Origin of the sequence: Marinobacterium ramblicola (assembly GCF_019084545.1) — a bacterium.
GTDB classification, from domain to species: domain Bacteria; phylum Pseudomonadota; class Gammaproteobacteria; order Pseudomonadales; family Balneatricaceae; genus Marinobacterium_D; species Marinobacterium_D ramblicola.
In genome coordinates this window covers 15,031-30,661 of the sequence record NZ_JAHREP010000026.1, presented here as the reverse complement: position 1 = coordinate 30,661, position 15,631 = coordinate 15,031, and the positions used below count along the sequence as shown (strand labels likewise).

Here is a 15,631-nt window from a genome sequence, read left to right as displayed (position 1 = left end):
GGGACATCCTCACTTGGTGATGACGGACTGGTGAGCCGCTTCGATCTTCGCCTCGGCAGGCGTCCACAGCACATCGGCGATCTCGCTGAACTCGCGCCACTCTTTTTTCCAGGACATGCCACCGTTGGTGCTGGTAAAGAGGTGTCCGTACTTGGTACCGATCACGACCTGGTTGGCATCCGCCGGGTTGACGTGGATCGCCCATACACAGGAGTTGGGCTGAACCGGTAGCGGCAGAAGCTGCCAGCTGGCCGCTGCGTCGCGAGAGACCAGAACCAGACTGGTGGTGCCCGGTGTGCCATCCGACACACTCAGATAGATGGTGTCTTCCGAGCCTGCCGGTACGGCAGTGGCACGGGCATAGTAGAGACCAAAGGCTTCGTTGGGGTTGACGCCTTCCCAGGTCTGACCGTCGTCAAAGCTGCGGTAGATCGCATTCACGCACACCACAACGACCACTTTCTTGCCATGGTTCGGCAGCACGCGAATCGAGTGAATATCCGAGTTGTACTCCCACAGCAGGCGTGAGTCGACCCGCTCCCAGCTGTCACCGCCGTTGTCGCTGTAGAAGAGCCCGCCCTCTTCGAGACCGAACCACAGCTTGTCGCTGTCGGTCGGATCGTAGGCGAACGCCAGCAGGCGCGGCTTGCTCACCCCGGCACAGTGCTCGGGAATCTCAACCGGTGCGCGATCCCAGCTCTCACCGCCGTCGGTGGTACGCCAGAGCACGGCGCGCGACGGTGCGCCGGTGCCGACGAAGATACGCTTCGGATTCTGTGGATCGACCGCGACCTTCCACACCGTTTCCCCGTTGAAGGGTGAGTCGATGCGGGTCCATTTCGCACCGGCGTCTGCACTGACGCACAGACCGACATCGGTACCGATGTACAGGCGCTGCGGATCGGTGGGGTCAACATCGAGGGAACGCGTGATCGCGTCGAACTCGATATCCTGGCCCAGACCCAGTCGGTGCCAGGTATCGCCCTTATCGGAACTTTTGATGACGGCCTGACCGACCGTCGATACCAGAATAGTGCCGCTCATGATCCCTCCGTTAAATAAAGATACCGCGGGTCAAGCCACCGTCGATACCGATGGATTCACCGGTAACCGCACCGGCCTTGGGCGAGGCCAGGAAACCGATCAGCCAGGCGATCTCCACCGGCTGCAGCGTACGGCGGATCGGCGTTACATCGATGTAGCCCTGCTCCACCTCTTGCGGCGTCTTGCCCTGCAGCTTGCCTTCGCGTTCATACAGCTCCTGGATGTGCGGCGTATCGACGACACCCGGGTGGATGATGTTGCAGGTGATGCCGTTCGGACCCAGTTGGTCGGACAGGTTTTTCGTCATGTGCACGATGGCCAGGTTACGCATACCGGACATCACCTTGCTGCTGCGACCGGTCAGACCACCGATGTTGATAATGCGACCGAAGCCGGCCTGCTTCATGTGCGGTGTCACCGCCTTGGCACAACGGAAGTAACCGATAACCTTGGTGTCCAGATCGCCGAGCAGCTCGTCGTCGCCGGCAAACTCGATGGAGTTGCGCACCACGCCGGACGGCGCGGCAGCGCCATTGACCAGGATATCGACCTTGCCGAACTCTTCGATGGTTTTCTCGACCATCCTGTTGACCGACTCCATGTCGGTGGTATCGCAGGATACCGGGACAATGCGGCGACCGGTGGCTTCGCTGATCTCGGCGGCAGTTGCCTCCAGCACGGACATCGTGCGCGAGCAGATCACCAGGTCGCAGCCCTCTTCCGCCAGGAAGCGCGCCACATCCTTACCGATACCCATACCGCCGCCGGTTACAATCGCCACACGGCCTTTCAGTTCCAGATCCATCAGACAATCCTCACAAATACTTAGCTCAGGTCTACAAAGACGCTCTTGGTTTCGGTGTAAGCGTCGATCACGTTTTTACCCATCTCACGGCCCCAGCCGGACTGTTTGTAACCGCCAAACGGCGACGCGGGGTCAACCACGTTCCAGCAGTTGATCCAGACGGATCCCGCTTTCAGCTTCGCGGCGATGGTATGGGCTTGTTTCAGGTTGTTGGTCCAGACACCGGCGGCCAAACCAAAGGGGGTGTTGTTGGCGCGGTGAACCAGTTCGTCGACATCGGACCAGCTCATCACCGTCACCACCGGGCCGAAGATCTCTTCGCGGGCGATACACGCCTGCTCCTGCCTATCCAGGAACACGGTCGGTTCCATGAAGTAGCCGCCTTCGAGATGCGCCGGCGCCTTGCCGCCGCAGATCAACTCGGCGCCCTCATTCAGCGCACGGTCGACATAGCCTTTCACGATCCCATGCTGTTCACGGGATACCAGCGGCCCCATGGTGTTGGCCGGATCAAGGCCGGGACCGACCAGGTGCGCAGCGGCATGCTTGCGCAGCTCTTCCAGCGTCTGATCCAGCACGCTCTCGTGTACATAGAGACGGGACGCCGCGGTACACACCTGGCCCTGGTTGTAGAAGATGCCGTCGGCGGAGCCTTTCGCGGCGCGCACGATATCGGCATCCGGCAGGATAATGTTCGGCGACTTGCCGCCCAGCTCCAGCGACACCTTCTTCATGTTGCCGGCCGCCGCCTTGGCGATCATGCGACCCACCCCGGTGGAGCCGGTGAAGGCGATCTTGTCCACGTCGTCATGGGCTGACAGCGGTGCGCCGGCACGGTCGCCGAAGCCAGTCAGGACGTTGACCACACCCGCCGGGATTCCCGCTTTCTGAATCAGTTCGGCCAGGCGCAGCGCCACCAGTGGGGTCTGTTCGGCAGGCTTGAGCACGGCAGTACAGCCGGTGGCCAGCACAGGGCCCAGCTTCCAGGCGCACATCGACAGCGGGAAGTTCCAAGGCACGATCAGGGCACAGACACCCACCGGCTCACGCAGGGTGTAGTTGAGCATCGGCTCACCGCCGCGGGGCGAAACCGGAATGGTGCTGCCCTCGATCTTGGACGGCCAACCCGCGAAGTAGCGGATAATATTGGCCGTGATCACCACTTCGCCCTTGTAGGCGTTGGTATAGGGTTTACCGTTTTCCAGCGAGATGATCTGACCGAGGTTCTCGGCATCGGCTTCGATCAACTCGGCCAGACGGATCATCAGACGTGAGCGCTCGGCAGGTTGCACCTTGGCCCAGGCACCTTCCTGGGCGTTGCGTGCAGCGGCTACCGCCCTGTCCACATCGGCCTCGACCGCCATCGATACCTGGGCGAAATTCTGCCCGGTGGCCGGGTTTTCAACCGGAAAATACTCGCCGGACGAGGGCTCGACCCACTCACCGCCGATAAACAGTTTTTTCGGCTCTGACAGAAACTGTTGCACGTCAGAGAAGATATCCATGATCGCCATATCGCCTCCTTACAAGCTCATCTCAATTAGTCGCGGCTCTTTCGCTGCCACCGCTTCTCTCAGTGCCAACATCAGTTCGGCATTACGCTCTACGCTAACGGACGGCACGCCATAGCCTTTGGCCAGCGCCTGCCAATCCACACGCGGGCGATCCAGCTCGGTCAACGCCAGAGAGTTCTGGCCAAACTCCGTTACACCGTAACGGCGCAGCTCATTCTGCAGAATGTTGTACTTGTGGTTGGCAGCGATCAGGATCACCACCGGCAGGTTCTCCCGCGCGATGCTCCACAGCGTCTGGATGGTGTACTGAGCGCTACCGTCGGACTGCAGGCAGACCACGGTATTGCCCGGCTCGGCCAGTGCTGCACCGAAACCGGCCGGAATCCCCTGGCCGATAGCACCACCGGTGTTGGTGATGACGCGGTGCTTTGCGGCATGTGCCGACTGCGTGAAAAAGGGGTAACCGCAGGTACCGCCCTCAACCGAGACGATGCAATCGTGCGGCAGGCCCGCTGCCACCACCTGACCGACAGACACAGGTGTCAGCTTCTCGTCCGCATTCGGCATCGACACCTGCCCTTCCAGCGGTGCAAACGCGGGCGCATTAACCGCATCAGCCAGCGCTTCCATCGCACCGACCACGTCGTGACCGACCTCTGCCAACATCACCAGACGGTCCGGCTCGGCAAGCCGTGAGGGTATGCCTTCGTAGCCGAAGTAGGAGATCGGCTCCGGCACTCCGGCGCAGACCACCTCGTCGTACTGCTCGAGCACCTCTATCGCCACTTCGGGGAAGTACGGCAAGCGGTCCAGATCGGGCAGGCCGCCACCGCGATGACTGACACGGGGGAAGGTTTCGGCATACATCTTCACGCCCGGCAGCTGCGAGATACGACCGGCGGCCTTAAGGCCCGCTTCAGTCAAACCGTTGTCGCCGACGATGAACACAAGACGCTTACCGGCCCGGATGCGCTCGGCCACCGCCTCGACGCCATCGGCAAAGAAGCGACGCTTGGGCGGATTGATCACCATCTTTTTCGGTGCTGCGGTGAGTTCTGCCGCCTGCAGATCCATCGGCAGCATCAGCGTCGAGATCGCCCCACTCGGCTGCCAAGCCGCGTTGATCGCCGCGGCCATATCTTCAACCAGACCGTCGGCAGATCGAGAGGTACGTACAAACTTGGAAACCGGGCGCGCCAGAGACTCGATATCGCTGGCCAGAGGTGGATCGTAATTAACGTGCCAAGAGGCGTGATCGCCTACCAGATTAACGATAGGGCTGTTGGCCCGGCGCGCGTTGTGCAGGTTGGCGATGCCGTTGGCAAACCCCGGCCCAAGATGGGTCAGCGTCAATGCGGGACGACCTGCAATACGGCCGTAACCGTCGGCAGCACCGGTGCAGACGCCTTCGAACATGCTCAGCACCGGCCGAAAGCCAGGATCGCGATCCATCGCTGCAACCAGTGGCATCTCGGTTGTACCCGGATTAGCGAAGCAGTATTCGATTCCGGCTTCCACTGCCGCTTTGACTAAAGACTCTGCACCATTCATTTAACACCCCAAACGCAAAATATCATTTAATCTCATTTTATGCGACCAAAAACAAAACGGTCAACAGAAACAGCGATATTTATTTTAATATTTCGCGCATTTTGCGATTTTAATGCGCAAAACCAGGCCGCTTGACGCCCAAGCAGGGCAAATGTCGCATTCTGAGATCACTGAGAGTGAAGGATTAGAAGCAGCCGACATGTGCGTCGTGCCGAAAAAGCGCTACAGAGAACGGTTTGCACGCCCTCTGGCAAAAGGCCCCCTGCCGTCAGCAGGGGGAAGATCAGAGCATCGTTTAGTCGGCTGAGCCGAACGCTTGGTCCAGCGCACTGACGATCGACGAAGCCTCCTCCAGGGTGAGGGTAAGCGGAGGTGACAGAATGATCTTGGTACCGACAGGACGCACCAGCACCCCGGCCTTTTTCGCATATTCTGCGACACGATTGGCATAGCCCAGCTGGGGGTTCACCGGTTGCCGGGTCTGCTTGTCCGTCACCAGATCGAGGGCAATCATCAGTCCCTTGCCACGGACTTCACCTATGGCAGCGTGCTTGTCGACCAGAGTCTTCAATTGCTCCAGCAGTGATGCACCGACCGTAGCGGCATTGGCCGGTAGATCCTCACGCTCGACAATCTCCAGCACCTTGAGTGCCGCCGCACAGGCGGTCGGATGACCAGAATAGGTGTAGCCATGCATGATCATGCCGGAGAAGTCCTGGCTGTTCTCGATCGCATCGGCAATCCGCCTGTTGAACACGGTGGCACCCAGCGGGATGTAACCGGCGGAAATAGCCTTCGCCAGACAGAGGATATCCGGCGCGACGCCCCAGCCACGAGATCCGAGCATGCTGCCGCTACGGCCGAAACCGGTTACCACCTCATCGGAAATCATCAGAATGTTGTACTTGTTCAGCAGCTCACGCACCGCCGGCCAGTACTGCGCAGGGGGCACGATGACACCGCCGGCACCCTGAACGGGCTCGGCGATAAAGGCGGCGATGCTGTCAGCACCGTGGAACAGGATCTGCTCCTCAAGCTGGCGAATGCAGTGCCGGGTCAGCTGCTCTGGGTCTTCACAATCCCAAGGGTTGCGATAGAGCCAGGGTGTATCCACCTGAATACAGCCTGCCAACAATGGACCATGGTTCAGGTGATACACATTGTTACCGCCGACCGAGGTACCACCCATATGGACGCCGTGGTAGGCGTTACGCAGCGAGATGAACTTGATGCGCTTCGGCTCACCGGCAGCGATCCAGTACTGGCGCGACATTTTCAACGCCGTCTCGACCGCATCAGACCCGCCGCTGCTGAACAGTACGCGCGCCATATCCTCCTGCGCGAACATCTCCACCAACTTGTCTGCCAGGTCATAAGCGCGCGGATGGGCGATACCGTCAAACATCTGGTAATAGCCGAGCTCATCCATCTGAGCGTTGATCGCGGCCTTCACTTCCGCACGGTTATGACCAATGTTGACGTTCCAAAGGCCACCGATCGCATCGAGCAATCGGTTGCCGTCCACATCGGTGACATAGTTGCCGCTCGACTGGGTGATGATCAGCGTGTCACCTTTGTTACCGGGTGTCGGGGGCCCCATCGGATGCCAGAAACGTTTCTGAGCGCTTTTATATTTTTCGTACATGATTAATACCTATTAGCTGTTACTTCTGAACGTGAAGCACCTGAAGCGAGGTGAACTCAAGCAACCCTTCCAGACCAAACTCGACGCCGAAGCCCGACATCTTGCACCCTCCCATCGGGATGTTCGGTTGGATCTGGGCATGTGTGTTCACGAACGTGGTGCCACACTCCAGACGCGAGGCAATGGCCGCCGCCGCTTCCGTGTCCGGCCCCCATACAGAGCCATCGAGCCCCACTTCCACGCCGTTGGCCATCGCAACCGCTTCGTCCACATCGGAATACTTGATGACAGGCAGGACTGGGCCGAACTGCTCCTCCTGAACGAGACGTGCGTCGTTCGAGATATCGGCGACGATAGTCGGCGGATAGAAATACCCCACGCCCGCGACAGGCTCGCCGCCTGTCAGCACCCGAGCACCTCCCGCCCTGGCATTCTCGACCAGCTCGGCGACCAGATTCAGCTGATCCTCGTTTTGAACCGGTCCGAAGGTAACGCCCTCGTCCATGCCATTACCGACAACCTGTTGACCGGCGATGGCGACAAGCGCCGCACACATCTGATCGTAAAGCGACTCATGCACATAAAGACGCTTCAAAGCACCGCAGGTCTGTCCCATGTTTAGAAACGCCGCGCCAAAGATGGCAGGTGCCATTTTCTCGACATCGGCGCCCGGCAACACGATACCGGCGTCATTACCGCCGAGCTCCAGCGTCAGGCGCTTCAGGTTAGCCGCCGCATTGCGCATGACCGCCTGCCCGGTCGGCGTCGAACCAGTAAATACGACCTTTTGAATATTCGGGTGAGAAGTCAGACCACTGCCAATACCCCGCTCGCCGGTCAGGATATTGGCCACGCCGTTGGGCAGGTGGTTATTCATGATTTCAACCAGCTTGATGGTGCTCAGCGGTGTCAATCCGGAAGGCTTGCTGATAACGGTATTACCCGCCCGCAACGCCGGGAATAAATGCCAGACGGCGATCATGAAGGGCCAGTTCCAGGGTGTGATGGATGCCACAACGCCCAGCGGCTTGCGATGGGCCTCAATCCGCTTTTCAGCCGACTCCTCGAGCACCTCAACGGGAATATCCTGATCCGCTGCAAAGTGGGCCCAGGCGACCCCGCCTTCGACTTCACCGATTGCCAACGGCAGAGGCTTGCCCTGCTCCGCCACAATCAGCGCCGCAATTTCATCGCGCTTCTGGGCTATCTCATCCGCAATGCAGTGGAGCAACCGCTTACGCTCTTCATGCGAGGTATGCTGCCAACCGAGCTGCGCGTCCTGTGCGGCACTGACCGCCTGATCCAGCTGTTCCGGTGTCGCGTTGGCACAGGTGGCAACGGTCTCGAACGTAGCCGGGTTCTTGACGACAAAGGGCTCACTCGCCCCCTCGACCCACTGCCCGTTGATGAGAAGTTTGTAGTGATCGCTCATGTGTTTCACCCTTAAAACAAAATGACCGGAGGGAAACTCCCTCCGCTCTTTTTAGATAACGCAAGGCCTAGCCTCAGAACGGAACAATTGCCATCACCTGCATATAGGTGTTGGTGTTGTCGTTGCCCTGAGTGCTGCTATCGGAGTCCGGCGTATAGAAGCCGACCAGCGGACTGATGATAAGGTGATCGTGAGCCACCCACTCGGCCCAGATATCGATCTCGTTAGCATCGTTGCTGCCCGAGCCGCCAACCGTATCGCTGAAGTCAAAGTAGGACGCACCTACGGTCAGCATTTCGGTCGGATTAGCTTTCACACCCAGATAATGGATGTCGGAATCAGTCGCAAAGGGACCGGCGTAGTTAGCCGCCACCTCACCCTGGAACCAGGTGCCGTAACCGCGGCTGAGACCGAACAGCAGCGGGTCGTAGCCTTCGTCATAGCTGGTGTAACGGTAGTTCAGGCTCGGCGACCAGGGCAGGTCGGCAAAGGTCCAGCCCGCCTCGGCGTACCAGGCGTTGGCGTCCGGGTTGCCGTTGCCCTGAGACTGATCCACATACTCGGCGGAGAGGAACAAGTTCTTGACACCGGCGTTGCCCTGGAAGCGGACACTGGTGGTTTTCTGACCGTCACGACCGTCGTAACCTAAGAATGCGGCTTCGTTATCGTCCACATCCAACCCCTTCAAGTGCATCAAGCCGAAGGTGCCCTTGTCGGTGACGTACTCAAGGTTAAGACCCGCCATCTCGACACTGGCCTGAGCCGGGTTGTCGGACTCGAACCAGAACAGATCGGCACGCGGACCGGACTCACCGCCGACACGCAACACGGCGGTTTTATCGAACGCCTGGCGCGCCCCGAGCCAGTATGCGCCACCGCGGTTGGCACTGAAGCCCGGCACAATACCGTCCAGACCTTTACCCATGTTCAAACCGTCGCCGTTAAGGATAAAACCGTCGCCGATGACCAGCTTCTGACGCCCGAAAGAGAACTCGAACATGTCGTTGCGATAACCGACGTACAGGTCTTCGATATCGGTCTCGCGCTCATCACCTGTGCTAAGGCCGGCGGCATCACCGTCCCCCCAGGTGCCGGAAGTCAAGGCATTGACCGCACCGAACAGACTGCCATTGCTTAGCGCCTTGCTGCCGGAGAAGCCATATTTTACGTAACCCTCCGTCCAGGCAGGATCACTCTCACTATTGCCATAGGTTTCGTCGCTCCGAAATGTGCCGACCACCGCTTCCACATCCAGATTCAGGTTAACTCCCTCTTCTTCGATCAGCGTATAGGCCTGGGATGCGGTTGCGGCTGAAGCGGCGAGCAGAGCCACTGCCAACTTCGAAGCACGTTTGAGCATGTACGTTTGGTTCATCGTTCCACTCCATATGATGTTTATTATCTTATATTGAGATTTATTACACAAAATTGAGCCAATTAAAACTATTTTATTGATGTTTTTCTCATAAAGAACAATGAGCGGACAGGAAATGGGGTTGCTACGGAACTCGACTCCGTTCCGTTCACAGAGCTTCATTGCCCGGTTTGATGCAGCAAAGCAGCTCATTCGCCTGCGCCCGGGCTTAGACAAAGTCGACACACCCGAGCTATCACTCACGGGCAAGAATAAAAACAAATATTCTCGTAATGTGATACCAGATACAATATTAGATCTATTTATGTTGATTTAATTTACCAATATCTCCTATATTGACACTTAACCAAAAAGACAATCCGCAAGACTCAAGTTTGCGATAGCGATTGAGGGACAGCAAGTACGCAGTACGCCGGTCACCTGAACGGCGAACGCTGCACACGCATTCCTCAGAGGTAACAGTCAACCGAAACCAAGCTGGGCTGGTTAAGCCTCAACACCGATCAGGAGTCTTATAAAATGAGAAAATTTTTTGCGCTCACTGCTGCTGTTACCTTGGCTACAGTGGCGAATTTCGCGAATGCGCAGACGCGCCTTACGCTGTCCACGTTCGTGCCTTCCAGCCATCCGATGATGACCGATGTATTGAAACCCTGGGCCGAGAGCGTTGCACAGGCGACAGATGGCCGGGTAGAGGTCGTAATCCTGCCCTCTCCGCTGGGCCACCCCAAGGTGCATTACGATCTTGCCCGTGAGGGACAGGCCGATATCGGCTACGGCTCACAGGGGTACACGCCCGGTCGGTTCACGCTGTACAAGATGGTCGAGTTCCCGTTTGCAGGCGACAGCGCAGTGGGTACATCCGTCGCCTACTGGCGGGTGTATAAAAAGTATCTAGAACAGGCCGGTGAATATAAGGATGTCAAAGTGTTGGGGCTGTTCACGCACGGCCCGGGACATATTCACAATATCAAGCGCACCGTTAACTCCAAGGCCGATCTCAACGGACTGAAGATGCGCGTGGGTGGCGGCTTCATGAACGATCTGGCCTCGGAGCTCGGCGCGGTCACTCTGCAGAAACCTTCGCCCAGCAGTTATGAGCTGCTCTCCAGCGGCGTCGCCGATGGCACCCTGTTCCCGCTCGAATCCGTGGTGTCATTCAATGTCCAGAATATCGTCAAGCATACGACGCTGGTGCCCGGCGGGCTGTACAACTTCGGCTTTTTCCTGGTCATGAACAAGGAGCGTTTCGAGGCGCTGTCTGAACAGGATCAGGCCGCAATAGACTCTGTATCCGGGGAAGCGCTGGCCCGACTGGCAGGGCAGATGTGGGACAAGTGGGACGCCAAGGGGCTGGAAGCGATTACCGCCAACGGTAACGAGGTGGTTACAGCGGACGCAGCGTTCATGAAGGAGATCAGCGATTCCGCTGCTCCGATGGAGGCTAAATGGCTTGAGGAAGCGGCCGGCAAGGGCGTTGACGGCGAAGCGGCACTTGCCGAGTTCCGCCAACTGAGTCGAGCTGAGCAGTAAGCCGGGAGGTAACGGTGGCAACCCGATTCACGTCTAAATACAGCGCTCCGTTACGCTGGTATCAGCGCTGGATAGCACGCCCACTCAGTCTCATCGCCACCCTCGTCATGTTCTGCATGATGATGCTGACGCTGATCGATGTGGTTGGGCGCTACCTGTTCGCAACCCCCGTTACCGGAGCGTTCGAAGTCACCGAGCTTATGCTGGCATCGGTCATTTTTCTCGGGCTGCCGTTGGTTACCTCAGAGCGTAATCACATCGCGGTGGACATTATCGATGCTTTTCTGTCCTCGCGGTCGGTATCCCGACTGAAGATCATTGCCAGTCTGGTCGGGGCATTCTGCTTTACCCTGTTCGCGTGGATGCTTTGGCACCACGCGTTCAACCTTCTGCGTTACGGCGATACCACAGCCGTGCTGCAGATCCCCTATTCATGGTTATCGTTTTTGATGGCAGTCGCCGCCTCCCTGTCAGCCCTGGCCCTTTGCCTGATCGTAATAGGCGATCTGGCCGACCACCTGCAGTCGGACGAAGAGAAGTAAATGATGGAAGCAAGTATTATCGGATTTGCCGCCTTGATGACACTGATTCTTCTGCGGATACCGCTGGCGATCGCCATGGGTCTGGTGGGTGTGGTCGGGTTCGGTCTCACTCAACTGGAGCTTTACGGCAACCCACGCGGCTGGGACAGCGCACTGAGCATGATGGCGTCGGTCGCTTTCGACACCGGCCTCTCCTACGGCATGTCGGTAGTACCGCTGTTCCTGGTGATGGGCAACATCATCACCGAGGCGGGGTTTTCCAAGGGTCTGTATCGAGCGGCAAACGCTTACTTGGGACATTTTCGAGGCGGCCTGGCACTGGCAACCGTGGCATCCTGCGGTGCCTTCTCCGCCGTCTGCGGCAGTTCGATGGCCACTGCGGCAACGATGTCGCGAGTCGCCATGCCCTCCATGCGCGAATACAAATACTCTGACGGTCTTGCAACCGGCGCCATCGCGGCCGGCGGCACCCTGGGGATCCTGATTCCACCCAGCGTCATTCTGGTGGTGTACGGTCTGATGACGGAAACCGATATCGGCAAACTGTTTATCGCCGGTCTGCTGCCCGGTCTGCTCGGCATCATTCTCTATATGGCAGCGGTTGTCATCGCCGTGCGTATCAAGCCCGAGAGCGGACCGGCCGGCGCGCGCTCGAGCTGGGCTGAACGACTGTCAGCGCTGAAAGGGGTCTGGGCAATCAACCTGATATTCATCATCGTCATGGGCGGAATCTATCTCGGCATCTTTACCCCCACGGAAGCGGCCGGTATCGGCGCATCCGGGGCGTTTCTGATCGCGCTGCTGTCCGGCAAACTGAATTTCCACCTGCTAAACCGCTCGCTGAGCAACGCGGCGCGCACCACCGCTACGCTGTTCATTCTGGTGATCGGCGCAGTGATATTCTCCAACTTCATCAACCTCACCGGCCTGCCGATGCTGTTGAAAAACTGGGTGCTCTCTCAGGGCTTCAGCCCCATGGCAGTGATCTTGATCATCATTGCATTCTATGTGCTGCTGGGCTGTGTACTTGAGAGCATGTCGATGATTCTGCTGACGGTTCCTGTGCTCTATCCGATGGTCGAGGTGCTCGGATTCGATCTGATCTGGTTCGGCATACTGGTTGTGGTGGTAACCGAGATCAGCCTGATCACCCCGCCCGTCGGCATGAATGTGTTTGTCCTCAGGGGGATGATCCCGGATGTGAAGTTGATGACCATTTTCCGTGGCGTCACGCCGTTCTGGATGGCGGACATCGTGCGCCTGGCACTGATCCTCACCGTCCCCTCCATCGCCCTGCTGCTGCCCAACGCTGTGGGCTGACGGGTCAACTATTAGAAAAAAGCCCCGGGGTTAGCCGGGGCGAAGAACACTACAGAGGTGCCGTATTGCCTTTTACCCCCTGCCCGAGACACTGTGCCCGGACAGGGTAAACTGATCAGCCCATGCAGGCGTTTACCGGCGGACGGCGTTGCGCCCAGGGCTGTGCCTGCTCCAACTGATGAGCCAGTGCCAATAGCGTGCTCTCCTCACCGAAACGCCCGGCAAAGTGCGCACCGATCGGTAATCCACTCGCGGACCAGTACAGCGGTACCGACATCGCTGGCTGACCGGTCGCATTGAACAGCGCAGTATAGGGCGAGTAGCTGTGGAAACACTCGATCAGCGTCCCCATATCAGCCTTGTCATCGACAACATCAAGCGTACCGATCAGCGGCGGTTCGCGTGTCAACGTGGGCGTTAGAATCAGGTCGTAATCGCGCATGAAATTGGCGAAGGTGCGACCGAGGGCGTGAATCCCTTCGATCGCCTGCACATACTGCACGGCACCGATATCGCCCTTCTCTCTCAGGTAGATCCGGGTACGCGGTTCCAGCTCCTCTTCCGTTACCGGTGCCCCACGCATCGCACCCAGCAACTCCACATAGTTGCGCGTGTTCGGGCCGATGATGTCGAACGCCATCGCGAAGAACTGCGGCAGATCGACCGGCAGGGTTACCGGCGAGACCTGATGGCCAAGGTTTTCACACAGTTTTGCTGCATGACGCACCGCGGCCAACGCTTCAGGCGACGACGGCCAGGGCGCCATCTGCTCCACCAGTGCGATGCGTAGAGGCTTGAGCGGACGCTGCATCGCCTCGACATAGGAACCGGGGCGGCTTGGTGCCGCGTAGGGTGCACCCAGGTCGGCGCCGGCGGTGACATCCAGCAGCGCCGCGCTGTCCCGCACCGATAGCGAAATCGCATGACCTGTCCCCATGCCGCCCCAGCCTTCGCCGACCAGAGGACCGTTCGGCATCAGACCTCGGCTGGGCTTGAAGCCAAACACACCACAGCAGGAAGCCGGTACTCTGAGAGAACCACCGCCATCGTTACCGTGCGCGATCGGCACTACACGCGACGCCACCAACGCTGCCGCACCGCCACTGGAGCCACCGGCACTGCGCTCGGTATTCCAGGGGTTGCGGGTCGCACCGAAACGGGTGGACTCGGTCGTGTACGAGGTGCCGAACTCCGGCGAGGTCGAGGTTCCAACAAACACGAAACCCGCCCGCCGCCAGCGGCCAACGAGCTCGTCATCCAACCCGGGGCGCGCCTCGCCCAGAGCCAGAGACCCGTTGGCCATGCGCGCTTCCGCCAGCGGTGCGAACAGATCCTTGGTCAGGGTCGGTACACCGAAAAAGGGGCCCTCCACCGGTGTTTGTTGCCGTGCTTGATCGTATAGCTTTTCCGCCACCGCATTCAGTGCCGGATTGACCTGCTCCAGACGCTCGATAGTCGCCTCCAGCAATTCGTGCGGCTGCACTTCACCCGCACGAACCAGCCTGGCCAGATCTGTCGCATCCGATCGATCGATCTGCGCTTGTATATTCTGCATGCAGTTACCTTTTGGATAAAAACGAGCGCCATCCTTGGGGGAAGAGCGAATGGCACTCAAATGCAAATAAGTGTTCGACGGTCAGCTCATGGAGCTGTTTGCTGCGCCCTGCGCTGCACGTCCAGGAATCAGTCGCGCCAGCAACCAGACGCCGGCGCCGGCCAGCGAGGCGTATGACAGGGTCGCGATTACGCTGCGCAGATCTCCGCCTTGGGCCAGCATTCCCGCCACCACCAGCGGGCTGACGAACTGGCCGATATAGAGACTGGCGGTGAAACCACCCATCCCCCTGCCGCGCGTTGCGGCGGTCAGCGCATTCATCACGGGTGCCATGACGTTGGGCACCAGGAGACCGGCACCAACACCGTGAATGAACACCGCCACCAGCACGCCGTTGTAGCTCTGCGCGCCGGCAAGCAACCAAAGCCCCACGGCAATCAGCGCCAACAGCAGCGCATTGCAGCCGCGAATGCCGAGCCGGCGTCGCAGCAGCGGCCAGAACAGTGCACCGGCGAGAGTTGCCAGCAAACCGAGACCGGAGGCGGCGCCGATCAGGGTACTGGAGGTAATACCCATACTGACCAGTAGAGCAGGGCTCTGCACCGGCACGATAAAGTTCAGGATCATCCCGGCGCATACCAGAATGTAGCCGACCAGCAGAGCCCAGAAGTTGACCTGTTCCGGATCATTCGAGTTCGTGCTTTCAGCATGATGACGCGGCTCCCACAGCACCTTCATCATCAACGGCACCAGCAGTATCGGCAGAATGTAGAGATAGAAAGGCGTACGCCAGGAGTGCTCGCCCAGCGCTCCGCCTATGACGAAGAACAGCGCCCCCACTACCCCTATGGTGACCACCTGGTAGTTGACGTACCTGAACCGCTCTTCACCGCGCCAGTAGTCGGCAATCAGCGTGGCACAGCAGGTCATGATCGCGGCTTCGGTACAGCCGAACAGCAGGCGTACGCCGACAATCGCCTGCAGGTCGTTCAGCAAGGCCGGAATGGCGCCCAGCAACGCGTACAGCAGCGTGGCGATAACCAGCAGGTTCTTACGACCGACACGGTCGGCCAACCAACCCGCAACGGGGGCAAACAGCGCAATGGCCAGAGCAGGCCCGGTGATCGCTATGGGCACCAGCACATCGGCGTTAGATTCTATCGGGCCAAACTCGGCTCCCAGTTTCGGCAGGATAGGCGCCACCATCACCGCGCCCATGATGGTCAGGCTGCTGCCCGCCATGATCACCGCACCTTCGCGCCGCCCCGTGGCCTGACGGGGTACTGTATTCACTTCACTCATGACTGCCACTCCT

The 15,631-nt window shown here is 59.1% G+C and carries 12 protein-coding genes; 3 read left to right on the top strand and 9 right to left on the bottom strand.

The features are described 5' to 3' along the window. Nucleotides 1-9: 9 nt before the first annotated feature. From KQ940_RS18015 to KQ940_RS17985, 7 genes are all read right to left on the bottom strand, one after another. Nucleotides 10-1,044, bottom strand: coding sequence for a WD40/YVTN/BNR-like repeat-containing protein (locus KQ940_RS18015; protein ID WP_217415204.1), 1,035 nt, complete (start codon nt 1,042-1,044; stop codon nt 10-12). Nucleotides 1,045-1,054: 10 nt separating this feature from the next. Next, nucleotides 1,055-1,849 carry an SDR family NAD(P)-dependent oxidoreductase gene (locus KQ940_RS18010; RefSeq protein ID WP_217415203.1) on the bottom strand — a complete coding sequence of 265 codons (795 nt, stop codon included), beginning with the start codon at nt 1,847-1,849 and terminating at the stop codon, nt 1,055-1,057. Between the two features lie 20 nt (nt 1,850-1,869). Continuing rightward, nucleotides 1,870-3,363, bottom strand: a complete 1,494-nt coding sequence (locus KQ940_RS18005; protein WP_217415202.1) for an aldehyde dehydrogenase family protein — start codon at nt 3,361-3,363, stop codon at nt 1,870-1,872. Nucleotides 3,364-3,372: 9 nt separating this feature from the next. Beyond that, a complete protein-coding gene (locus KQ940_RS18000) occupies nt 3,373-4,914 on the bottom strand; it encodes an acetolactate synthase large subunit (RefSeq protein WP_217415200.1) in 1,542 nt (513 codons plus the stop codon). Nucleotides 4,915-5,209: 295 nt separating this feature from the next. Then, nucleotides 5,210-6,559: an aminotransferase class III-fold pyridoxal phosphate-dependent enzyme gene (locus tag KQ940_RS17995; protein ID WP_217415199.1), complete on the bottom strand. Its 1,350-nt coding sequence runs from the start codon at nt 6,557-6,559 to the stop codon at nt 5,210-5,212. 19 nt (nt 6,560-6,578) lie between these two features. Then, nucleotides 6,579-7,991 carry an aldehyde dehydrogenase family protein gene (locus KQ940_RS17990; protein ID WP_217415198.1) on the bottom strand — a complete coding sequence of 471 codons (1,413 nt, stop codon included), beginning with the start codon at nt 7,989-7,991 and terminating at the stop codon, nt 6,579-6,581. A 73-nt stretch (nt 7,992-8,064) separates the two neighbouring features. Then, nucleotides 8,065-9,366 carry an alginate export family protein gene (locus tag KQ940_RS17985; protein WP_217415197.1) on the bottom strand — a complete coding sequence of 434 codons (1,302 nt, stop codon included), beginning with the start codon at nt 9,364-9,366 and terminating at the stop codon, nt 8,065-8,067. A 519-nt stretch (nt 9,367-9,885) separates the two neighbouring features. On the opposite strand from KQ940_RS17985, the gene KQ940_RS17980 reads away from it, so the two are divergent. From KQ940_RS17980 to KQ940_RS17970, 3 genes are read left to right on the top strand one after another with little or no spacing between them, the layout of a single operon-like run. Further along, on the top strand, nt 9,886-10,899 hold the full coding sequence (locus tag KQ940_RS17980) for a TRAP transporter substrate-binding protein (RefSeq protein WP_217415196.1): 1,014 nt from the start codon (nt 9,886-9,888) through the stop codon (nt 10,897-10,899). A gap of 14 nt (nt 10,900-10,913) precedes the next feature. After that, nucleotides 10,914-11,441 carry a TRAP transporter small permease gene (locus tag KQ940_RS17975; RefSeq protein WP_217415195.1) on the top strand — a complete coding sequence of 176 codons (528 nt, stop codon included), beginning with the start codon at nt 10,914-10,916 and terminating at the stop codon, nt 11,439-11,441. A gap of 3 nt (nt 11,442-11,444) precedes the next feature. After that, entirely contained in the window at nt 11,445-12,761 is a 1,317-nt protein-coding gene (locus KQ940_RS17970; protein WP_217415264.1) for a TRAP transporter large permease, read from the top strand. 115 nt (nt 12,762-12,876) lie between these two features. Here the strand turns inward: KQ940_RS17970 and KQ940_RS17965 are convergent, their stop codons facing one another. Both KQ940_RS17965 and KQ940_RS17960 read right to left on the bottom strand, forming a co-directional pair. Further along, nucleotides 12,877-14,316 carry an amidase gene (locus KQ940_RS17965; protein WP_217415193.1) on the bottom strand — a complete coding sequence of 480 codons (1,440 nt, stop codon included), beginning with the start codon at nt 14,314-14,316 and terminating at the stop codon, nt 12,877-12,879. 81 nt (nt 14,317-14,397) lie between these two features. Further along, entirely contained in the window at nt 14,398-15,618 is a 1,221-nt protein-coding gene (locus KQ940_RS17960) for an MFS transporter (protein ID WP_217415192.1), read from the bottom strand. Nucleotides 15,619-15,631: the final 13 nt, after the last annotated feature.

Excerpts from the sequence above, each read along its gene's own strand:
- KQ940_RS18015 (WP_217415204.1), bottom strand. The coding sequence starts at position 1,044 with ATGAGCGGCACTATTCTGGTATCGACGGTCGGTCAGGCCGTCATCAAA.
- KQ940_RS18010 (WP_217415203.1), bottom strand. The coding sequence starts at position 1,849 with ATGGATCTGGAACTGAAAGGCCGTGTGGCGATTGTAACCGGCGGCGGT.
- KQ940_RS18005 (WP_217415202.1), bottom strand. The coding sequence starts at position 3,363 with ATGGCGATCATGGATATCTTCTCTGACGTGCAACAGTTTCTGTCAGAG.
- KQ940_RS18000 (WP_217415200.1), bottom strand. The coding sequence starts at position 4,914 with ATGAATGGTGCAGAGTCTTTAGTCAAAGCGGCAGTGGAAGCCGGAATC.
- KQ940_RS17995 (WP_217415199.1), bottom strand. The coding sequence starts at position 6,559 with ATGTACGAAAAATATAAAAGCGCTCAGAAACGTTTCTGGCATCCGATG.
- KQ940_RS17990 (WP_217415198.1), bottom strand. The coding sequence starts at position 7,991 with ATGAGCGATCACTACAAACTTCTCATCAACGGGCAGTGGGTCGAGGGG.
- KQ940_RS17985 (WP_217415197.1), bottom strand. The coding sequence starts at position 9,366 with ATGAACCAAACGTACATGCTCAAACGTGCTTCGAAGTTGGCAGTGGCT.
- KQ940_RS17980 (WP_217415196.1), top strand. The coding sequence starts at position 9,886 with ATGAGAAAATTTTTTGCGCTCACTGCTGCTGTTACCTTGGCTACAGTG.
- KQ940_RS17970 (WP_217415264.1), top strand. The coding sequence starts at position 11,445 with ATGGAAGCAAGTATTATCGGATTTGCCGCCTTGATGACACTGATTCTT.
- KQ940_RS17965 (WP_217415193.1), bottom strand. The coding sequence starts at position 14,316 with ATGCAGAATATACAAGCGCAGATCGATCGATCGGATGCGACAGATCTG.
- KQ940_RS17960 (WP_217415192.1), bottom strand. The coding sequence starts at position 15,618 with ATGAGTGAAGTGAATACAGTACCCCGTCAGGCCACGGGGCGGCGCGAA.